Source organism: Planctopirus hydrillae, from assembly GCF_001707835.1.
GTDB lineage: Bacteria > Planctomycetota > Planctomycetia > Planctomycetales > Planctomycetaceae > Planctopirus > Planctopirus hydrillae.
This window is the reverse complement of record NZ_LYDR01000072.1, coordinates 1-20,981: the sequence shown is the minus strand read 5'-3', so window position 1 is coordinate 20,981 and position 20,981 is coordinate 1. Positions and strand designations below refer to the sequence as shown.

16 protein-coding genes are annotated in these 20,981 nt (G+C 53.9%); 9 read left to right on the top strand and 7 right to left on the bottom strand.

Features of this window, described 5'->3' with window-relative positions; genetic code table 11:
• Window positions 1–61: 61 nt before the first annotated feature.
• On the top strand, window positions 62–1,513 hold the full coding sequence (thrC, locus tag A6X21_RS10365; protein WP_068847748.1) for a threonine synthase: 1,452 nt from the start codon (window positions 62–64) through the stop codon (window positions 1,511–1,513).
• Between the two features lie 148 nt (window positions 1,514–1,661).
• Window positions 1,662–2,162, top strand: a complete 501-nt coding sequence (locus A6X21_RS10360; protein WP_131818286.1) for a hypothetical protein — start codon at window positions 1,662–1,664, stop codon at window positions 2,160–2,162.
• Window positions 2,163–2,306: 144 nt separating this feature from the next.
• On the opposite strand, the gene A6X21_RS10355 is transcribed toward A6X21_RS10360, so the two are convergent.
• Together A6X21_RS10355 and A6X21_RS25335 are read right to left on the bottom strand one after the other, a co-directional pair.
• Window positions 2,307–2,954 carry an adenylate kinase family protein gene (locus A6X21_RS10355; RefSeq protein ID WP_068847700.1) on the bottom strand — a complete coding sequence of 216 codons (648 nt, stop codon included), beginning with the start codon at window positions 2,952–2,954 and terminating at the stop codon, window positions 2,307–2,309.
• Window positions 2,947–3,078 carry a hypothetical protein gene (locus tag A6X21_RS25335; RefSeq protein ID WP_261340643.1) on the bottom strand — a complete coding sequence of 44 codons (132 nt, stop codon included), beginning with the start codon at window positions 3,076–3,078 and terminating at the stop codon, window positions 2,947–2,949. The genes A6X21_RS10355 and A6X21_RS25335 overlap by 8 nt, the downstream gene beginning before the upstream one ends.
• A gap of 191 nt (window positions 3,079–3,269) precedes the next feature.
• Between A6X21_RS25335 and A6X21_RS10350 the strand changes: the two genes are divergently transcribed.
• The 3 genes from A6X21_RS10350 to A6X21_RS10340 all read left to right on the top strand — a co-directional run bounded on the left by A6X21_RS10350 (window position 3,270) and on the right by A6X21_RS10340 (window position 7,041).
• Window positions 3,270–5,903, top strand: coding sequence for a U32 family peptidase (locus A6X21_RS10350; protein ID WP_068847699.1), 2,634 nt, complete (start codon window positions 3,270–3,272; stop codon window positions 5,901–5,903).
• 13 nt (window positions 5,904–5,916) lie between these two features.
• Window positions 5,917–6,369: a ComEA family DNA-binding protein gene (locus A6X21_RS10345; protein WP_083233529.1), complete on the top strand. Its 453-nt coding sequence runs from the start codon at window positions 5,917–5,919 to the stop codon at window positions 6,367–6,369.
• Between the two features lie 270 nt (window positions 6,370–6,639).
• On the top strand, window positions 6,640–7,041 hold the full coding sequence (locus A6X21_RS10340) for a hypothetical protein (RefSeq protein ID WP_068847698.1): 402 nt from the start codon (window positions 6,640–6,642) through the stop codon (window positions 7,039–7,041).
• A gap of 273 nt (window positions 7,042–7,314) precedes the next feature.
• Here the strand turns inward: A6X21_RS10340 and trhO are convergent, their stop codons facing one another.
• Complete coding sequence (gene trhO, locus A6X21_RS10335) at window positions 7,315–9,117, bottom strand: oxygen-dependent tRNA uridine(34) hydroxylase TrhO (protein WP_068847746.1); 1,803 nt, start codon at window positions 9,115–9,117, stop codon at window positions 7,315–7,317.
• A gap of 67 nt (window positions 9,118–9,184) precedes the next feature.
• On the opposite strand from trhO, the gene A6X21_RS10330 reads away from it, so the two are divergent.
• Window positions 9,185–10,801, top strand: a complete 1,617-nt coding sequence (locus A6X21_RS10330) for a glycoside hydrolase family 183 protein (protein WP_131818285.1) — start codon at window positions 9,185–9,187, stop codon at window positions 10,799–10,801.
• Between the two features lie 26 nt (window positions 10,802–10,827).
• On the opposite strand, the gene A6X21_RS10325 is transcribed toward A6X21_RS10330, so the two are convergent.
• From A6X21_RS10325 to A6X21_RS10310, 4 genes are all read right to left on the bottom strand, one after another.
• The gene (locus A6X21_RS10325; RefSeq protein WP_068847696.1) at window positions 10,828–11,268 is read right to left on the bottom strand and encodes a hypothetical protein; all 441 of its coding nucleotides are present in this window, start codon (window positions 11,266–11,268) and stop codon (window positions 10,828–10,830) included.
• 123 nt (window positions 11,269–11,391) lie between these two features.
• The gene (locus tag A6X21_RS10320) at window positions 11,392–11,889 is read right to left on the bottom strand and encodes a hypothetical protein (RefSeq protein WP_068847695.1); all 498 of its coding nucleotides are present in this window, start codon (window positions 11,887–11,889) and stop codon (window positions 11,392–11,394) included.
• A gap of 34 nt (window positions 11,890–11,923) precedes the next feature.
• On the bottom strand, window positions 11,924–12,424 hold the full coding sequence (locus A6X21_RS10315) for a hypothetical protein (RefSeq protein ID WP_068847694.1): 501 nt from the start codon (window positions 12,422–12,424) through the stop codon (window positions 11,924–11,926).
• Window positions 12,425–12,449: 25 nt separating this feature from the next.
• Window positions 12,450–12,785 (bottom strand): histidine triad nucleotide-binding protein, encoded by a 336-nt coding sequence (locus tag A6X21_RS10310; protein WP_068847693.1) that lies wholly within the window; start codon window positions 12,783–12,785, stop codon window positions 12,450–12,452.
• A gap of 262 nt (window positions 12,786–13,047) precedes the next feature.
• Between A6X21_RS10310 and A6X21_RS10300 the strand changes: the two genes are divergently transcribed.
• The 3 genes from A6X21_RS10300 (at window position 13,048) to A6X21_RS10285 (ending at window position 20,695) form a co-directional block, all read left to right on the top strand.
• The gene (locus tag A6X21_RS10300; protein WP_165603754.1) at window positions 13,048–14,979 is read left to right on the top strand and encodes a LamG-like jellyroll fold domain-containing protein; all 1,932 of its coding nucleotides are present in this window, start codon (window positions 13,048–13,050) and stop codon (window positions 14,977–14,979) included.
• Window positions 14,980–15,174: 195 nt separating this feature from the next.
• Window positions 15,175–16,194, top strand: coding sequence for an NADPH-dependent aldehyde reductase Ahr (gene ahr, locus A6X21_RS10295; RefSeq protein WP_068847745.1), 1,020 nt, complete (start codon window positions 15,175–15,177; stop codon window positions 16,192–16,194).
• Window positions 16,195–16,780: 586 nt separating this feature from the next.
• A complete protein-coding gene (locus A6X21_RS10285) occupies window positions 16,781–20,695 on the top strand; it encodes an inverse autotransporter beta domain-containing protein (RefSeq protein WP_110766454.1) in 3,915 nt (1,304 codons plus the stop codon).
• Window positions 20,696–20,981: the final 286 nt, after the last annotated feature.

Below are 20,981 nucleotides of genomic sequence, written 5' to 3'. Positions count from 1 at the left end.
TTCGGAGCAGATCATTGTCCCGCAGGCCATTGATCATCCCCGCTCTGCAAAGGTTGATTGTATGACCCCACCCACTGCCGCCATCACTCCCCCCGTCGCCAAACTTTTCCGCTCTTCACCGACCGATGCGGCTTTCCAGGTCTGTATTGAACCGACTTGCCGGGCAACCTATGCAGTCGATCAGACACTGACTTCATGCACAGCGTGCGGAAGTCTGCTCGATATTGGCTACGACTGGAATCGAATTCGTGTGCCGGGCTCGATGCGCTGGTTCGAACAGCGCTGGAGCCGCCGCAATCAGCCTCTCGATTTCAGCGGCGTCTGGCGTTTTCGCGAGTTGTTCCCCTTTGCTCCCGAAGAGTCGATTGTCACCATTGGAGAAGGTCAGACGATCCTCCAGAACTCAGCGGCAGTGGCGAGTTACGTCGGTGTACAGCAGGGAAATCTGTTTTTGCAGTACGAAGGGCTCAACCCCTCCGGCAGCTTCAAAGATAACGGTATGACTGCCGCCGCCACACATGCCCGCATGGTGGGTGCCCATGTGGCGGCCTGCGCCTCGACAGGCAATACGAGCGCATCATTGGCCATCTATGCCAGCTCGACCAAAGCCTTTCGAACGGTCGTCTTCATCGGGAGTGGCAAGATTGCCTTCGGCAAGCTCTCACAGGCTCTTGATTACGATGCCTGCACAGTCCAGATCATGGGTGACTTCGACGACGCTCTGGCTCGCGTTCGCGAAGTTTCTTCTGAACGGGGCATCTACTTGTGCAACAGTGTCAACCCGTTCCGCCTTGAAGGTCAGAAGTCGATCATGTATCGAGTTCTCGAAGGTCTCGGCTGGGAAGTTCCTGACTGGATTGTGGTTCCCGGCGGAAATCTCGGAAACAGCAGTTCGTTTGGCAAGGCCTTGGCAGAACTGAAACAACTGGGCCTGATCGATCGCATCCCACGCCTGGCTGTCATCAATGCCCATGGAGCGAATACGCTGCAGCAGCTCTACAATGACCATCATGTCCGCTGGAATAATGGGAATGTTCCTTTGGAGACCATCAACCGGTTTTATGCCGAAATGGATCTCAATTCTCGCCGTGCGGATACCATTGCCAGTGCGATTGAGATCAACCGCCCCGTCAATCTGATGAAGTGCCTGCGAGCTCTCGAAACCTGTGACGGCGTCGTTCGCGATGTTCATGATCAGGAAATTCTCGACGCCAAGGCGCAGGTGGGAGCCGGCGGTTTTGGCTGCGAGCCGGCCAGTGCTGCCAGTGTGGCCGGTGCCCGTCTCCTGCGGGCACAGGGTGTGATCGCTCCTTCCGACCGGGTGGTGTGCATTCTCACTGGCCATCAACTCAAAGATCCCGATGCCACCGTCGCGTATCACTCCGGGAATCGCGACATGTTTGAATCGAAGCTGGCACGCCGCGGTGTGACCGAAACACCCTTCCGCAATATGCCACAGGGTGTCGAGAATGATCTGGGGAAGATTCTGGAACTCCTCGCCCGGCTCGATTAGACTTTCGTCACCTGCCTTTTTGATGAAATTAGCTTCCAGGATTCTGGTGAGGATCAGCCAGAGGACGCGACTTCATATGTTGGACTGGCAGAGGCAAATGGCAGAGCCAGTTGCATGAGACTTCGTCCCTCCCCCGGACATGTCAGCCATGCCTCAATCACCATTCGAAGAACTTGAGTATCTGGCGGATTTTCTCCCTTCAAACGGAGAATCCATTGTGGTTTCCCGCCGCGATGGCGAACTTGTCTGTGAAGCGGTCAAGCATCCGCAGAAATCCGATCCTCTCGACGACCCGGCTCTCTACGGTCGACTCGTGCAGATCAACGAGCGTCTGCAACGTCTTTCCGTGCGACCCATTGTCATTGGTGTCCTGGCCTGGTTCTGGCTGTGTGTCGCCCACCATCAAGGGATGGATGTCGGCGTCTCGGGTTGGTTTTTGGATGTGGGCTTCGCGTTACTGATTGGTGTCGCCATCAGTTCGTGGATCCAGTACCGCCAGTGGAAGCTTTTCCGCAAGATTCATCATGAATCGCTGGCCCGCCAACTCCGGCAGACGCGTATTGATCAGCACACCTTGATCGGCGCACTCAGACATCAACCCGAATTGCGTCTGCTCTTCTCTCAACTCGTGCAGGCCACCTCGCACTAATACGCTTTCCGTAAAGAAATAGCGATCTGTGTGCCATGCTTGCAGCTCTGGGCAAGCCGTCTTCGCGACTAACAACGCGCAATTGTTTCTTGGGAACGGGACAGCGGCCTATCGCGCTCGCTTGTCTGACTCAGCCATTTTTCCTCAGTCATTCTTTGGCGCAATTCCCAGGCCTGCGCGGATGTTGGCCTGGATTTCATCGCGTGTCAGACGCCCATCGACATCAATGACGAGTTCCTTTTTGCGGAAGAGCTCCAGCGCCGGCTCAGTTTTCGTGCGATAGTCGTTCAGCCTCGATCGAATCGCATCGTGATTGTCATCATCCCGCTGAACAAGCTTGCCATTGCAGACATCGCACACATCGTCCTCTGCGGGCCGATGGAAGATCAGATTGTAGTCCAGCCCGCAGTTGCTGCAGAGCCTCCGGGCCAGCACTCGCTCAAACACCACCTGATCCGGCACATCAATATGAATGACGGCGTCAATGTCGTAGCTCTCAAGAAAGAACCTCGCCTGCACGAGATTTCTCGGGAAACCATCGAGAATAAAGCCGTAGTTCCAGTCGTGTTCGCCCAGTCGCGCCCGGATGATGTCTTCGACCGTGTCGTCAGGAACCAGTTGGCCTTCCGCAATCTGCCGCTTGATTCGAGCACCCAGCTTGGTGTGGGTCTGAATATGCCAGCGAAAAATATCTCCCACGCTGATATGCACAAGATCGAGATCATCCTTGAGGAGTTTGGCCTGCGTACCTTTCCCGCAACCCTGAACACCCATGATGACATACTTATGCATAATCCAATTCTCCCACAATCCATTCCACGACAGGCCCTCTGGCCACAAGTGGGGAGTTTGACGACTCGACCGATTGAATTCCACAATTGACACTCCCGGAGTACGTCAGAATCACCACCCGCATGGTCGGGAATTCGTTACAATGCATATTGCCGGAGCAGTCTGGTTCCTGGCTGGGTTCTCTTTTCGCCAGATGCCGGAGACTTTGACAATCCTCTGGCATTTCCATGTGGAATTGACGGAAACATCGATTTTCCAGCCGCAACTATCCTCCCGTGCGAATTCGACGTTCTGTGACAAGAAAGTTTTCCGATAGTGACTCTGCTCTCCGCCCCAGGACATGAAACTGGCAAAAGTCTCGGCTTACGTCCCGAGTTGCTCGCACCGGCAGGCAGCCGCGAAGCCATTCGAGCCGCCATCGAAAATGGCGCTACGGCTGTCTACTTCGGCCTGCAGTGCGGCTTCAACGCCCGGGCCAGAGCCACCAACATTGCCACGACCGATCTCCCCGAAGTCATGCAGGAACTGCACAGTCGCGGTGTTCGCGGCTATGTCACACTCAACACGCTGATCTTTTCCGAAGAGCTTGAAGAGTTTGAGTCCATTGTCAGGCTATGTGCCGAATCAGGAGTCGACGCTGTTCTTCTGCAGGATTTAGGTGCAGCCCGCTTATGCCAGGCCATCTGCCCTGCTCTCCCCATCCACGCTTCGACCCAGATGACGCTCACCAGCGCAGAGTGCATCGAAGTTGCAAAGGAGTTGGGGATCAGCCGGGTTGTACTCCCCCGGGAACTCTCTATCGATGAGATCCGCAAACTGCATTCCGCGACCAGTATGCCACTGGAAGCGTTTGTGCATGGAGCGTTATGCGTCGCCTATTCCGGACAGTGCCTGACAAGCGAGTCGTTGGGTGGCCGCAGTGCCAATCGGGGCCAATGCGCTCAGGCTTGCCGCTTACCCTACGAACTGATCTGCGATGGGCAGGATGTTGATCTCGGCAGTGTCCGCTATCTGCTCAGTCCGCAGGATCTGGCTGCTTACGAACTGACTCCCGAACTCATCGAAGCGGGAGTGATCTCCTTCAAGATCGAAGGCCGCTTAAAAACTCCTGAATATGTGGCGAACATCACCAGGCATTATCGTGATGCGATTGATCGCAGCACGATGGGCGAGCTTCCTCAATGGACACCTGAAGTTCGCCGCGAAATGGAATTGAGCTTCTCACGAGGCTTTTCGACAGGCTGGTTGAAAGGGTGTGATCACAAAGAACTTGTCCCGGGCCTTTCTTCGAGTAAGCGAGGTGTGCTGCTGGGAAAAGTGTTGCGCGTGACCCCACCGCGCATTCTGCTCAGACTCGAAAGCCCGCTCAGTCGTGGCGATGGCGTCGTCTTCGATGGCGACCGCACCACGGGTGAAGAGCAAGGTGGCCGCGTCTACGAACTCTTGACACCTCGGCAGAATGGCCAGTCATTACGATTTGAAGGGACTGCCGAAGCTGGACTGGTCGAAGTGGAGTTCGCCACTGGTGCCATTGATTTCTCAAAGATCCTGCCCGAGCAGAAACTTTGGAAAACCGATGACCCGCAACTGATTCAAAAGCTTCGCCGCACATTCACCGGGCCGGAAGCGATGGCCCGCATGCCACTCGATCTGCAGGTGGTAGCTCGAGCGGGTGAAGTCCTGCAAGTCTCTGCTTGTCTCTATCGTCAGGATGGCACGAGTCTGCCGACGATCGTCGTCACCTCGACCGAACCACTTCCTGTAGCCACAAAACATGCAGTCACTGAATCCTATCTGCTCGAGCAGTTAGGGCGTCTGGGTCATACCCCTTTTGCGATACGCACTCTCTCCGCCGAGATTGTGGGTGGCCCGATGGTTCCCATGAGCCTCCTTTCCAAAGTCAGGCAGGAACTCATCCGCCAACTTCTCGAAGCTCTGGCGATTCCGGAGAGTCATCCCACAGCCACGCAGCCTATTCTCAACACCTGGCGCCGGCGTCTGCAGCAATCGCGCCTCGAAAGCCTACTTCCCGAAGAGAATTCGACCGCAGCAGTTCAGGCTCTTCTCCCGCAACTTTTCGTCATGGTGCGGCAGCCTGCACAACTGGAGCATCTTGTCCCCGCTGAGCTTGAGCTGCCCGGCCAGGCACAACTTGGTGGCGTGTATGTCGACTTCGCTGATATTCGCGAATACCGCCACGCCGCCGACTGGGGACGCTCGCAGGGAGTGAAAGTCTGGCTGGCCACGCCACGCATTCAGAAGCCGGGCGAATACCCCATTTTTACCGCGATGGCCAAGCATGCCCCCGCTGGTTTTCTGGTACGAAATCTCGCAGGGATTGATTTCTGTACTCGTAAAAACATCCCCTTCGTGATCGATTTCTCGCTCAATTGCGCGAATGAACTGACAGCCGAGTACCTCGAAGGCTTTGGTCCTGAACGGCTGACCCTTTCCTACGATCTGAACCGTGAACAACTCCTCGATCTCGTGCGTGCCGCCCGTCCGCAACGACTCGAAGTCGTCATTCACCAGCAGATGCCCATGTTCCATATGGAGCATTGTGTTTTCTGTGCAGTCCTTTCGCCGGGAACCAATAAAACAAACTGCGGCCGCCCTTGTGACAACCACTTTGTCGAGCTGCGTGACCGTGTGGGTATGCAGCATCCCCTCACAGCCGATGTCGGTTGCCGGAATACGCTGTTCAATGCCCAGCCTCAAAGTGCTGCCGAGGTCGTTCCAGATTTGCTGGAGCATGGGGTGAGAAACTTCCGCCTGGAGTTTCTCAATCAGGATCGTCAGACCATCCGCAGAACGATCTGTGAATATCAGGCACTGCTCGATGGTCAAAGAAAAGGCCGCGAAGTCTGGCAATCGCTGAGCGCGATGAATCGTGTCGGTGTCACTCGCGGCACGCTCGAAGAACGTCGCAACCCATTGGCAATCCTGTAACAGGAAAACTGTCATGGGTTCTGAAACTCCACCCCATCAACAAAACAGCACGAATCTGGCACCGCAACCAGGCGATAGCGAAACTCCCGTTCGCTTCTGCGGTATGACGCATGGCGATGCGCTGGTGGTTTTGGGATTGGCTCTCCTGCTGGTTGGCCTCGCGGGCGGACGTTTTGTCTGGCATTACGTCGTGGGAAATCCACTGGTGCATGTCGAAACCCTTCAGGGAGAACCAATCCCGCTGAAGATCGACATTAACTCGGCAAACTGGATCGAGTTTTTGCAGTTAGATGGAATCGGTGAAACACTGGCTCGCCGGATTGTGGCCGACCGCGACGAACGAGGCCCCTTCCAGAGCGTCGACGATCTTGTTCGAGTCCGTGGTCTGGGCGAAAAAATGATCGAACGATTTCGGCCATTCCTCCAATGCGAGCCTTCCTCAAAGTCGTCGGTTCACGATCCATGAGCGTCACGCCATACGGCAGCAAACTCTCCCCACCAGCAGTCAAGAAAACGCATTTTTTGTAAACCCAGGTGATTTAGCGCAACTGGATAAATATGACTCGGCGATTTTTGCAACTTTTACCAAAAAAACTGCCATTGACGCTCTTGCGGGCACGCTCGCTGGGCGATATTTCCTTCATAAGTGAAGAAAGACTCGTCGCATTAGCGGCGTGTACCAAGGTCAAGATGATCCCGGTGCTTTCAAAGTCACTTTTGGCAAGGATGCCCGACCATGAGCCGATTGCGTGTTTACTGGCCTGATGCTGTCAGCGATGCAGAAGAGTTGATTGTCCCCTTCACTCCGCTGCAGATGGATATCGCCCCCGAGCGAACCATGCGGCGTCCTCAGTTGCCATCCCGTTCCAGTCGATTTCCTCAGACCACGATCCGCGCCCCTCATTTTCTCGCTGCGAGCGATTCGTACCCAACGCACGATGCCGTCAACAGCTCGGTGCTCGACCGTGCCCGCACGCTCTACCTGAACCGTTGCTGCCCCGATTGCTCCCATCCCATTGTCGAGCCCGTGGAACTCGACGACGCCATGGTCAATCGCAATGGCCAGCCCATCCCCGGCACAGCCACACTCATTGGCTTCCGCTGCGATGCCTGCGACAACGAATGGCCCGCCAAGTAACGATCAATCGTCATACATCAGCATGATGTCATTGACGAGCGGTCATGTCATGCAACGGGGATTCCAATTGGAAATAGTGCGATGCTTGCAGCTTGGGGCAAGCATGTGATTGAGAACCTCAACACGCGATTTCAGATTGCGATTCCTACAAGAGGTGTTGAAAGCCATTAAGGCATGCTCGCTCAAAGCCGCGAAGCATGGCACTTCATGGCGATGCATGGTACTCCACCTGAGTACGATATCTCCCAGCGAACTCACCTGGAGAGAGGTCAATCACAACACTGACAAAACCTCACCGGCCCATGCCGGCGGTGGAGCCGTAAACTCCCGTGTTGATCGATCCACCGGATGCTGGAAACGAATTCGCGAGGCATGCAGACACATGACCTGCTCAGAATCCTTAGGTTCTGTCGCCAGTTCACCGCCGGGCAGATAGAGAGGATCTCCCAGAATCGGCAGTCCCAAATGCCACAAATGGACTCGGATCTGATTGGTCCGGCCAGTAATGGGCCGCACTTCCAACAGGCTCGTTCCATCCCCCAGTCGCTGGACCAGCCGGAAGAGAGTACTCGCTTCGACTCCTCCCGATTCGTCAATCTCGCGTGAACCCATCACCCCGGCCACATCTGTCATGGGTGCATGGCATTCGAAGCTCTCCTCGGCAGGCTCGCCCTGAACTCGGGCCAGATAGACCTTTTCGACTTCCCGCCGAGAGAACTGTGGCTGCAATCGCCCCGCCATGTGCCGCGTTCGCGATAACACCAGCACTCCCGTCGTCATTGCATCCAGCCGATGGGCTGCCCGGGGACTTTGCGGATCGTAGATCTGTGCCAGCAGATATTGCAGCGTGTTGCGATGAAACCGGCCACTGGCATGCACAGGGAGTGGTGCCGGCTTGTGGATCACCACGATCGACTCGTCTTCATACAGCCAGCGAATATCGGCATTCACCGCAGGCTCTAGCGTGCCCGGCAAACGATGAATGATCCGCTGGCCAGGTTGCACTGTCTCATCGAGCCGCATGGGCGCGAATGTCTCGCTCAGCAGCCGACCTTCCAACTCGGCACTTTCCCACACGCCCGCTTCCAGATGAGGCAACACCTGCTGCAGGAATTCCCGCACAGTCAGCCCGGCATGCTTGAGAGACACCTGCAAAGGTCGATCATTCACATAAGGCACACACCCGGGCAACGGATGGATCAATCCCTGCAGCTTTCGTTCACGTTCCCGCAGCCGGTCTTCCATTTCCTCGGCTGACGTTTTGAAACAGTAGGGGCACGACTGACCGATCACATAACGTGGATCGGCCTGTTCCTCCGGCACCAGTGGCGTCTGACACCTGAGACACTGTGTCGTCGATGATTCCTCCAGATTGGGATCCACTCCCACCCGCTGATCAAAAACAAAACACTCCCCCTGATAGTGAGCACTGCCACACTCTTCAAAGTATTTCAGAATGCCGCCATCGAGCTGATAGACCTGCTCGTAACCTTCTTTGACAAAGAACGGGCCAGCCTTTTCGCAGCGAATCCCTCCCGTGCAGAACATGACGACTGGCTGCTTCTTCAGTTCCGGTGGCAGCTTCTGGCGCGATACCTCAGGAAAATCGCGGAACGTCGCCAGATTGAGATCAATCGCGTTTTCGAAGGTCCCGAGTTTCACTTCGTAATCATTGCGAGTATCGAGCAACGTGACCGGGCGGCCTTCATCCAGCCAGGCCTTAAGTTCTTTGGGTGAAAGCTTTGGTGCGGGTTGCCGACTGGGGTCAATTTCCGGAAGCCCAAAGGCGATAATCTCCCGCTTGATCCGCACGAGCATCCGCGTGAAGGGCTGATGATCACTCGGGCTGTACTTGGCTGGCAAACCTTCCAACCCCGGGATCTTCCTCACCTCTTCAAGGAGTTCTTCCACCTTTTCCGGGAAGCCGGCAATGAACATATTGATCCCCTCAGTACTGAGGAGAATTGTCCCTTTCAGCTCCCGGGCATGGCAAAACGAAAGCAGCTTTTCCCGCATGGGCTTCAAATCCGCCAGCGGGGCAAAACGATAAGTCGAAATATTCGTGTAAACTGACATGCCAACCAACAACTCAAACGGAAACTGACGACCCTGAGAAACTTCGCAACCACACATTGAATTTAACATGCCCGTGAGCCACTCACTATCGAACGGGTTTCACGGCACTTCAAAGGTTCTGATTATGGAGCGGCCACTGGCACACTTCGCCTGGAGCCTGATCTTCTGTCTGATGGCAGGCATGTCCCTCGCCGATCCTTGTCAAGCGGCCCACGCACCCTTCGGTATTCGCATGACCGACCGTGCGACAGGTCGCGGAATTCCTCTGGTGGAACTGACTTCCACCACTCACGAGAAGTGGTTCACCGACAGTGCTGGCTGGGTGGTGATCGATCAACCCGATCTCATGGGGCGGGAACTTCATCTCACCATCGAGTCACCTGGTTATCTCGCTCCCAAAGATGGATTTGGCATCACGGGCCAGCGAGTCAAAGTTGAATCTGGCAAACAAGTGACGATATCACTCGAGCGCCAGCAATTGGCCGAAAGACTCTATCGCACCACGGGCCACGGCATTTTTCGAGCCGCTCGCAGGCTGGAAATCCCTGATCTTCCTCAAGAACCAGCCGCAGCAGCCAGCATTGCCGGTTGCGACAGTGTGCTCGTTACCAGATATCGGAATCAGCTTCACTGGTTCTGGGGAGATACCCCTTCTCTCGAATATCCGCTCGGCAACTTTCATATGACAGGTGCCACCACACCTTTACCTGCGGAAATCCCGCCTCTCGATCAACAGCCGCCATTTTATCACTACTTCGTCAAACCGGATGGTGCCGTCAAACCCATGATGCCCATGCCCGGAGATGGCCCCACCTGGATGGGAGGCTTATTGACCATCCGCGATACGACCAGCCAGGAGCGCATGGTGGCCGGCTACTCCAAGATTAAAAACGGCCTCGAATCGTACCGCTGGGGGTTAGCCGTCTGGAACGATACGCAGAATCAGTTTGAACCACTCTGCGAATTCCCCGCAGGAAAATCGTTCTACCCGATCTCACAGAATCATGTGCTGCAAACGACGACCGAACCCGGAAACGATCGCTATCTTTACTTCTGCCAACCCTTCCCACTGGTAAGGGTTCTGAAAAGCTGGGAAGCCATTCAAGCCATTGATCGCTACGAAAGCTATAGCTGCGAAGCGGCCCACTCGACAGAAGAAGCGCCCGCTCTGGATCGCGATGCCAAGGGGCATTTGAAGTACGAGTGGAAACGCGGTTTCAAACCACTCACATCGGCTCGACTTCAACAATGGATCAAACTGGGTTTGCTCAAAGAACAGGAAAGCCTCATCGCACTGACAGATCGCTCCACTGGCAAGCCCATCGAAGTTCATTACGGCTCCACCACTTGGAACCCCTATTGCAAACAGTACATCACAATTTTTTCACAGCTTCATGGTGAGAAATCAAAAGATCGAACCGCCTCCATGCTGGGGAATGTCTGGTTGACCGCAGCCCCTTCACTCACCGGCCCCTGGAGCAAAGCCACCCTTCTGGCCACTCACGGCCATTATTCCTTCTATAACCCCTTGCAACACCCGGAGTTTTCCGAGCAGGAAGGCCGCATGATCTATTTTGAAGGGACATTTACCAGATCATTTTCCGGATTGACCCAAAGCGTACCACTCTACGAATACAACCAGCTCATGTATCGAGTCGATCTGGATCGCATCAAAGCCGAATAGGCTTTGACCTTGCATCATCACACTGGTTAGTAATCAGGCAGATTCCTCAAATCAAAACCCAGGTCAATTAACTCCCGGGCTGCCAGATAGCACTCCCGCACTCGAAGAAACAAAAACACATCCAATGGAAAAATAATACAACACGGTGCCTGGATCATCAAAACCATCAGAATCGCCATACTCCAGTAAGTAACCAGCAATGAGCTCCACGGATGATTTTTGAAACAAAATCGACAGATCACAAGAGCGGCGGCACAGGCAAATACCAGGGACATATATCCTAGAGTAAGCCCAAAGCTCGGACTCGTGCGAAGAAACGTTAAAAACTGTGACGCCCCCATATCTTTCACCTGCCACGCGGTGAACAGCAGAAACCCAGAGGATGGCAATAGGTGAATCGTACCGACGACAGGGCCGATCCAGAGTGTATTCCTGAGTGCTTCCTGATAGAACAATATCTTAAACATCTCTTCCGCTTCTGCTGTGTGCCATTCAACCAGCAGTTCTGGGCAGCCATGTTTTGCGAAACCCGACGCAGCACTTCATGACGAAATTCAAGAGAGATAAAGACCTCGTAAAGAGAGACCCGGTCAGTAATCAGGCAGATTTATCAGATCGAAGCCTTTATTCTTCAGGAATCGTGCAGCAACGTAGCATTCACGCACTTCCAGAAACATAAACAGATATACCGGTGCAACGAGGCAGCAAGGTGAGAGAAACAAAGAAATCAACACCAGCAGCATGATCCAATACCCGCCTTGTATGGAAGCCCAAGGGTTGACTTCAAAACCCATTCGACTGATCAGCAGCCCTACCCCCAGCATAATCTGCCCGAATAGACAGGCCAATATCCCCACCGTTTCGGTATGAAACCAGACGTTCATCAGCAGAGAGGATATGCTGAGGCCACTCAAACTCAGCACACACAGAAAAAGGAGCGAAAACAATCCGATGTGAGATAACCCCACGAAAACACAAATCGCCTGTTTTCCCCAGAGTGCTTTACGGTAAACATACAACTCCGAAACGATCTGCGCATCCTCGGGGTCTTGATAATCAAGAAATTTTTCGACATCGTCCTGACCCACTCCTGCAGTCCTTCTACGTTGCTGATCAGGCCCTTTAGTAATCAGGTAGATTCCTCAGATCAAAACCTTTGTTAACTAAAAATCGTCCAGCCAGGTAGCATTCACGCACTTCCAGAAACATAAACAGAAAGAATGGAGCCATGATACAACAGGGCGATAGAACCATAATGCTCAGCAGAATAGCCATACTCCAGTAACTGACCTGCAGTGAGTTCCACGGTTGGCCTTTAAAGCTGAGTCGGCAAACGACGAGAGCAGCACCACAGGTAAACATGATGGAGACATACCCGAGGAGAATTCCGTCTTCGGGTCTCCTGAGGAGAGTCATTGAGAATCTTGCCACGCCCCAATTGATCAAATGCAAAGCGACAAACGTCAGTATATATAACGATGGTAACAGGTGAATCACTCCTGCAATGGGGCCGATCCAGAGAGTATTCCTGAGTGCCTTTCGATAGATGAATACCTGCGAGATCACTTCCGCTCCGGCCGGGTCGCGATCATCGAGACGATCTTCTGAACCTGCAGCAATCATCTGGCCTGTTCCAACAGAGTGCTCATCAGCCCGGCGGCCAGTCGAGATTTCTGCCCCCCAGCAGGTGAATGTGCAGATGATGCACTGTCTGTCCCCCGTGGGCACCACAATTGATCACCGTGCGATATCCATCATGCAGATGCAGCTTCGCGGCAATCCGGCTGGCAACGACCAGTAAATGCCCCAAAAGTTCCCGATCCGTTTCCACAATATCAGCGAGCGAACGGATTTCCCGCTTCGGGATAATCAGCACATGCACGGGAGCCTGGGGATTGATATCCCGAAAGGCGAGGCATTGATCATCTTCATAAACAATGTCAGCCGGGATCTCTTTATCAATAATCTTTTTGAATATCGTCATCTCGTCTGCTGACTCCTCTTCGAATCGATCCTCTGCACCTCGATCCCCTGCACTTCAATCCCTTGCACCATGGCAAACGTCATTCCCTTCCGTCTTAGCCATTCAGAAAGCTGATCGCCAGAGCAGAACTGCCATTTGCCATTTCTGTGAAATTTTCGCGATGGCTGGATCCACCAATTGACAGCAGCATCAGAAATGAACATCTTCGTTAAAGATCATGCAAAATGATTATTTGCACGAACCCATGCCCGAGAGAATGATGATGGCTTCCACACAATTTTCCTGGTTCCAACGGCAACTGGCCACACTGCTGAGCTTCACACTTTGTCTATCGGTTGTCGTGATGGGCAACTCTTTACTGGCCCATCCGGATCTCGAAGAAGATGGCCTGCTGACACATTTTGTTGTCGGTGGTCATCGTATTGAAAATGGCCGCGTCGAAGACCAAACTCATTCGGCCAAAGCCACGCTTGTCGGTAAACCCCAGCCGGTCACCATCGGGCCAGCCGAGGGGTTAGTCTTCAATGGAAAAGATGAGTACCTGCTGATCGCCGAGAATGTGGCGGCGGCTGGTCAACTGCTCCCCAAAAAAGAAATGACTGTCTCGGCGTGGGTGAATCTCAAATCGACAGGCCAGTGGGGAGCCATTGCCGGCTGCCTCGAAGATACCGGCAATTACGAGAAAGGCTGGCTTCTGGGCTATGAAAATGGAAAATTCTCCTTCGCCCTTGCCAGCAAAGGGAGTGATGACGGCAATGGCCTGATGACCTATCTGACAGCCAAAGAACCCATCGAACTGGGCCGCTGGTATCACATTGCCGGCACCTACGACGGCCAGACCATGAAGCTCTACGTCAATGGCAAGCTGGCGAATGAATCCAGGGCACAATCGGGCGAGATTCTTTATGAACCCAAGTCACCTTATGTGATCGGGGCTTACAAAGATTCCAATGAGTTTCACGGCTGGGAGGGCGCTTTTCAGGAAGTGAAAGTCTACAGCCGGGTGCTACCTGCCAGCGACTTTGCAGCCGTCGCCAAAAAGAACGAGAACCTGATCAACTGGAACCCTCCCAATAACACCAAGCTCGAATTCCTCGTGAAGCCTTACCTGCAGCATGTGACTTCGACATCGATTGTCGTCATGTGCGAAACATCACGGCCGGCCGTCACCAAGGTCAACTTTGCCTTACGCCAGCCATTCACTTTGAAGGCCGCCAGCGAAACGTTATCGCTGATTCAGGAAGTCCCTCTCAAAGATCTATCACCCGGGTCGATCTACTACTATCAGGTGCAGTGCGAATCTCCCGATGGTCAATCGATCAAAAGTGAAATCTACAGTTTTCAAACGGCCTTTGGAGTTGACCGCCCGTGGGCCTTCGGGATTGTGGGTGATACCCAGCGCAACCCGGTCATTACAGCAGCCTGTGCCGACGGACTCTATGCACTCCGGCCCAACTTCGTCATTCACTGCGGCGATGTCGTCGATAATGGCTTTGCCAAAAACCAGTGGATCAAAGATCTGTTCGAACCTGCCCACAATCTGATGGCACACACGGTCGTCTTCCCTACGATTGGCAATCACGAACAGAATGCCCACTGGTACTACGACTACTTCAGCCTTCCCAAGCCCGAATACTATTACACCTTCACCTACGGGAATGCCCAGTTCTTCATGATCGATTCCAACAAGCCTCTCGATCCTGGGTCGGAACAGTATCTCTGGCTGGAAAAAGAACTGGCGAAATCCACAGCCACCTGGAAGTTCACCTGCCACCATCACCCCTGCTTCACCAGCGATTCAGACGATTATGGAAACCTGACAACTGGTGCAGGCGAAAGGCAGCCCACTTACGGCGACCGCAATGCCCAGAAACTCATTCCGCTCTATGAGAAGTATGGCGTGGATATCGCGTGGAATGGCCACATTCACGTTTACGAACGCACCTGGCCCATCTACCAGATGACCATCAATCAGAAAAAAGGGGTTCGCTACATCACCAGTGGTGGCGGTGGTGGACACCTCGAACAAGCGGCTGCACAGCGTGCCTGGTTCAGCCTCCACTTCAAACGGGCTTACCATTACTGCTATGTCACGGCGTTTGAGAACACCATTCAATTCAAAGCCTACGACACCGAAGGACGATTGTTCGACACCTTCGAACTCACCAAAGACCTGCCAGCCTCGAAGAAATAAGGTTTGCAGATCACAGGTTCAATTCTCTCCCGACGGCATGGTTCCTTTGAAAGCTTATGGCCTTGTCATGACGCCATATTGAAAGACATTCAGGAATCAACTCACCAGATTTTCACTTGAATGATTATTCAAGTGCAAAACAATAAGCGTGGGTAAGTTGCCCCGGTCGAATGGTTGTGATTGCTGGGAATCCTCATGACAAAATCTGTACGAGCCTATGCTGCCAAAAGTCTGAATGCTCCTCTTGAAGTCATGGAATTCCAATGGGGAGAATTACCCCGTGGACAAGTTGAAGTTCAGGTCGAGTCTTGTGGAATCTGCCACTCGGATCTTTCAATGCTCCACAATGACTGGGGGATGACACAGTTTCCGTTTGTCGGCGGCCACGAAGCCATTGGAAAAATCGTCTCTGTCGGTGAAGGTGTCGATACCACGAGAATCGGGCAGCGTGTCGGGGTGGGCTGGACATCTCAAAGTTGTATGACCTGCTCCACCTGCATGAGTGGCGATCACAATATGTGTGCCGCAGCCGAAGGGACCATTGTGGGCCGACACGGCGGATTTGCCGAAAGAATGCGCTGCCAGGCCCAATGGGCTCTTCCGCTGCCAGACGCGCTGGATCCGCTGACCTCCGGGCCGCTCTTTTGCGGGGGGATCACCGTTTTCAATCCTCTGATGCAGTTTGGCATTCAACCCACAGCCCGCGTGGGAGTGGTGGGAATTGGTGGCCTGGGGCACATGGCACTCAAATTTGCCCGTGCCTGGGGCTGCGAAGTGGTCGCGTTCACCTCCAGCGATTCCAAGCGTGATGAGGCTATCGAACTGGGTGCTCACCGCGTACTGAATTCTCGCGACGATGCGGCTCTGGCTCCGCATTTCGGAACATTTGATCTGATCATTTCGACGGTCAACGTTTCTTTGAACTGGCCACTCTATATCAATTTGCTCGCCCCTCGCGGCCGGTTGCACACTGTGGGTGCAATAGCGGAACCTGTTGGCCTGATTGCATTTCCGATGATTATGGGCCAGAAATCCTTCTCAGGCTCCCCCACTGGCAGCCCGGTTTCCATGGCCAAAATGTTGAGTTTCTGCGAGCGGCACCAGATCGCTCCCGTCACGGAAGCATTCCCTCTCAGCGAGATCAACAAAGCGTTTGATCATCTGAAATCGGGGCAGGCCCGCTACCGGATTGTCCTGGAAAGCGATTGGAAGTAGACGCAAATCCAATTGCATTAAATCTTTATATCGCTTCAACACAGAGCCCGGCACAACAACCAGAGTTTATGCCGGGCTTTGGTTGACTTGAGCAAGATCTTCTTTGACCGCATGCTGCCGTCTTTTCCCGAGTGGTCATTTCTGCCTCAAAACAGCCCTTAAGTACTTCTCTGGGCAGGTCATCGGCTGAAAACGCCGAAAACGATTCAGTCCTGAAATTTCGGATTCAAAGATTCCTGAATTTTGGGCTTGATCCGGCCTGATTGCCGTTGCCCGTTTCTTTTCGATCTCGCTAAAACGCAAATGTTGATTGTTCTTGCCATGGCGATTCGCCCCCAGCGATGAACCGATGGCAGCGACTCTCGACAACTTGCCTTCTGCCATCTCTTGCCCGCCTGGATCTCTGATCCATGGAACCCGGCCTTCAGGTTCCTGCCTTTCGAATGCTTTTCCGATCTTTCAGTTTTCACTCCCGTCCTGATCACGACCCTTCCAGTGGATAGTCGAGTTCCTCTTCTTCAACTGGATGAGTCTTTCCGATCTCACCTGTTCGCGCCTGCCCTTCGCCACCATCTGAGGTGTCTCGATGTCTCATTTTGCGCGCCGATTGTTCGCCCATGCGATCCAGCATCGTACTCGCTGGCTTTCGGCTGGATTATGCCTGACGGCCGTTTCCTCACTCCCTGTGGAATACGAAAACACAGTGCAGGCGCAGGACTGGCTGGCCGATTCGACCATGAATGTCGGATCGTCACTGTATGAAGGCGGAACCTCAACGCAGCAGGGCCAGGCCTTAGGGACAGCCTTCCGCGTCGGGCACTTCACTGGTCCGTGGATCGGACGTGAAGATTCCATCACTCCTGTCGAATTGATGCCCTACGGCTTTATCGAAAACTTCATGCTCTTCGGTGATCTTCGTGGCTTCCGCTCGAATTCGGATCGCTATGGAGCCAACGTCGGTGGCGGTGCCCGCTACTACCTGGAAAACTACGACCGAATCATCGGTGCGAACGCCTATTTTGATTACGACGAAACCAGTGGTGCTCCCTTCCGTGATGTCGGCTTTGGTTTTGAAACTTTAGGCCGCTATTGGGATGCACGAGTCAATGCCTACTTCCCCGTAGGGCCGACTGAACAGCTCCTCAGCCAGAGCGTCGTCACTGGCAGTCAGCGATTCCAGGATACTCGAATTCTCTTCGACCGCGAGCGCATTGTCGGTCTCGCTCCCAAAGGTTTCGATGCCGAAGTCGGCATGCCGCTATTCTTCAACAGCTTCTTCGAGCGGCACGATCTCCGCGCTTTTGGCGGTTTCTACCATTATCAGTCAGAAAATCTGCCCACTCTCTGGGGTTGGAAGGGACGACTCTCTGCCGATGTCATCCCCAGCATTAACGTCGGCCTTGAAGTCGCGCATGACCAGGTCTTCAAGACCAACGTGGCATTTAACGTGCAATGGACATTTGGTGGCTTCCGCCAGGGTGAAAGCGAACGGATCACTCAGATCAATCGCATGACCACACCCGTCCGTCGCAGCTACAACGTGGTTGTCGCGCAAAATCGCGTAGTCGATGAAGATGTCGTCGCGATCAACCCCGCCACTGGTAACCCTTACAACGTACAACATGTGGCGAGCTACGCCACAGGCCTCGAAGACGGGACTGTCGAGAATCCCTGGAACACCATCCAGGAAGCTCAAGGAATTGTGGGTGAAGATATCATCTTCGTCCATGCCGACAGTGTGTTTAACAACCCAGGGACGATTAATCTCGAATCGGGTGTTCGCGTTCTGGGTGAAGGAAATGGCGTTAACCACCTCGTGAATGTTCAGGGGTTGGGGAACATCCTTTTGCCACGGGCCACCGCCGGTACCAATCGCCCACTCATCCAGAACACGGTTGGTGATGGTGTCGTACTGGCTGCGAATACAGAATTCAGCGGCTTTGTCGTCGATAACCCAAGTGCTTTCGGCATCGTAGGGACAGGCGACCTCGGCCAGTCCTTTATCCGCAACACCTCGGTTTCCAGCAGTGGTTCAGCCGGAATTTCTCTTAACAATACTCAAGGTGCATTGAGTATCCAGAACTCAACCATTTCCGATCCGGATGGTAATGCCAACGCCCTGGAAGTGATCGGCGGAAACTCGACCATCACCTTCACCGGGAACTCCAGCTCAACCGCTTTCGACATTACCAGTACAGGTGGCGCCGCTCTGCTCGTTCAAGGCATGACGGGCGGATCTGTCAACCTGACTGGCTCACAGATCTCGAACGATGCTGGCCTGGGTGTCCAGATTCAGAATAACGCCAGTATTGTGACCGTCGATTCGGCCACAATTTCCAATGCCACTGGCAATGCCGTCCTAGTTAACAATACCTCCCGGAACGTGACGTTCCGTGGCCCGCTCAATATTTCGAATGCCGGCGACGACTCGATTCTTATTCAGAATACAGCCGCAGGCTCAACGGTTTCCTTCTCTGATCTGTCAGGTACAACCGGCGTCACGATCAGCGGTCGCGGCGGACAGGGTGTGAACATCAACAACAATGCGGGCAACGTCAACTTCTTCAGCCCACTGAGCATTGCCGGCCTCGGTGGAGTGGGTGATGCCGCCATCGACTTCCAGAATAACTCCGGGAGTGCATTGTTCCAGAACATTACGATTCAAGACAGTGCGGGCGACGGTATCCGCATCGGTGAAACCGCACTGGGAAGTAACAACACAGGAGCCTTCACTGTCAGTGGGATCACCAGTATCACTGGGAACATCGCACAAAACGGTATTGCCATTACCGATGACAGTGCTGTTGTCACGTTCGGTAATGCCGCCACAACGACCGGGATCAATGGTCGCGGGCTGGCAGGCATCAGCGTCATTGACAACAACGCGAATGTCAATTTCCTGGGAACAACCAGCATTGGTAACCCTGGTGGCAGCACCAGCCCGGCTATCGATCTGCAGGATAACGACAACGCGAATGTCGTCTTCGGCAGTGTGATCGTCACTGATGCAACCGGGCCGGCTGGCCAGGGTGCCGGTGTCAACATCATTGGTAACGCTTCGAACATCTCCTTCAACTCTCTCGATGTTACCACCATCGACGGTATCGGCCTCTTCGTTCGCGACTCACAGAGCCTGACGATTGCCGACGGCTTTATTGACTCGACTTTCGTCACAACAGGTCGTTCGGCCATCGATATTGAAGACTCTGGTTACGTCATCACTCTCGATGGAGCTTCGGCTGATACACCCACCGGGGCCGGTATCCGGCTGGTTAACAACACAGGGATCAGCGGGACTGGCAATGCTCAGTTCGTGATCACCGGCACCGATGTCGCCCGCGACGGTGGTACCATTCAGAATGGTGATTCCGATGGTGTCCTCGCTACAAACTCTGGTGGAGTCAGCCTCACCGGGATGACCATCAACGACAACCTCGGCCGTGGTGTGTTCGCCAGCAATCTGCGACAGCTCAATGTCTTTGGCAGCACCACAGCGGGGGACATTTTTGCAAACGGCTTATCCGGCGTCGAAACTCTCAATGTGGATGTTGTCCAGATTGCCGACATGACCTTCACCAACAATGGTGCCGTCAATACGAACAATCCGGAAATTCTGCTCCGTGCGAATGCACTCTCACAAACCACTCCCACCGGACAGACCAGCACTGGTTACCAATGGCTGATTCAACGCAACGTGATTACCGAGAACGGTGTTGACGCAGTCCGCATTCAGTCGGAAAACACCAACGTCGGCACTCTGTTCCTGACAGTGGGTGGCCCGAACAATACCGATCTGGTGACTTTCCTGCCCGGAGCAGCCACGAGCGATGGCAATACAATCACACTCAATTCCATCACCCCGGGTGCAGCTGGTGTCAACGTCCAGTGGAACAACGCTCTCTCGGCTGCGGCTCAGTGGAACCTGATCACGATCACAGGTGCCAATAACGGTGCGGAACGCATCGGGATGCGGTTTGCCACCACCAACACCCTTCAGCCACACGTGATCAATGTTCTCGACAACACCATCAATTCGACACGTGAGAACTCCACGGGTTTTGAATTCTCTCAAGCCGGTGTTCTCAACGCGATCATCGCCCGTAATAACGTGAACTTTAATACGCCGGATGTCTTTGTCGATTTCAACCGGGCGATGCGTTTCAACATTGGTAACAACTCGGTGGTTGATCTCACTGACAACGTAACCCTCGATGCCGATGATGGATCGCAAGGCTTCCTGTTTGAATCTGTGGGCAGTGGCAGCACCTTCTTCATTGCCCGCAACGACTTGACCTTTACCAACAACCTTCTCTTCTTCTTTGAAGAGGGGATTGTCTTCGAAACAGTCACCGGAACTGTCAACTTTGTGGGCGGTGACGATATCACAACCAATAACCTGGTCAACTTCACCGGAACCACCGGTGCTGGGACCGCCTTCCAGTTCCTCTCGGGAACATCGACTGGCTCACTCCGTGTCAACGGAGTTCAAATCTTCCCATAAGGCGGGATATCACCTGGCTTTGTTCGACCTGGCCTCCGATCCCTGTTGAACAAGCTTGATAACGTTCCTGTCGCACCTGGCAGCCCTGTGGAAATCCCCCCGATCTCCACAGGGCTGTTTCGTTGGTCAAAAGCGCACCACTCGGCAACGCTTAACGATCTCAGGATGACGATCACCTGATGTGCAATGCTCTTCGCTAAAGTGCCATGCAACGCCGTCCACGATTTTACAAGTCTGATGACGTGACGTAAGTTTCGTGTTCTCAAGAAGATCGAGTCTCGGGTAG

Coding starts and splice junctions, on each gene's coding strand:
- thrC (WP_068847748.1), top strand. CDS start 62: ATGACCCCACCCACTGCCGCCATCACTCCCCCCGTCGCCAAACTTTTC.
- A6X21_RS10360 (WP_131818286.1), top strand. CDS start 1,662: ATGCCTCAATCACCATTCGAAGAACTTGAGTATCTGGCGGATTTTCTC.
- A6X21_RS10355 (WP_068847700.1), bottom strand. CDS start 2,954: ATGCATAAGTATGTCATCATGGGTGTTCAGGGTTGCGGGAAAGGTACG.
- A6X21_RS25335 (WP_261340643.1), bottom strand. CDS start 3,078: ATGCGGGTGGTGATTCTGACGTACTCCGGGAGTGTCAATTGTGGAATT.
- A6X21_RS10345 (WP_083233529.1), top strand. CDS start 5,917: ATGGGTTCTGAAACTCCACCCCATCAACAAAACAGCACGAATCTGGCA.
- A6X21_RS10340 (WP_068847698.1), top strand. CDS start 6,640: ATGAGCCGATTGCGTGTTTACTGGCCTGATGCTGTCAGCGATGCAGAA.
- trhO (WP_068847746.1), bottom strand. CDS start 9,117: ATGTCAGTTTACACGAATATTTCGACTTATCGTTTTGCCCCGCTGGCG.
- A6X21_RS10330 (WP_131818285.1), top strand. CDS start 9,185: ATGCCCGTGAGCCACTCACTATCGAACGGGTTTCACGGCACTTCAAAG.
- A6X21_RS10325 (WP_068847696.1), bottom strand. CDS start 11,268: ATGTTTAAGATATTGTTCTATCAGGAAGCACTCAGGAATACACTCTGG.
- A6X21_RS10315 (WP_068847694.1), bottom strand. CDS start 12,424: ATGATTGCTGCAGGTTCAGAAGATCGTCTCGATGATCGCGACCCGGCC.
- A6X21_RS10310 (WP_068847693.1), bottom strand. CDS start 12,785: ATGACGATATTCAAAAAGATTATTGATAAAGAGATCCCGGCTGACATT.
- A6X21_RS10300 (WP_165603754.1), top strand. CDS start 13,048: ATGGCTTCCACACAATTTTCCTGGTTCCAACGGCAACTGGCCACACTG.
- ahr (WP_068847745.1), top strand. CDS start 15,175: ATGACAAAATCTGTACGAGCCTATGCTGCCAAAAGTCTGAATGCTCCT.
- A6X21_RS10285 (WP_110766454.1), top strand. CDS start 16,781: ATGTCTCATTTTGCGCGCCGATTGTTCGCCCATGCGATCCAGCATCGT.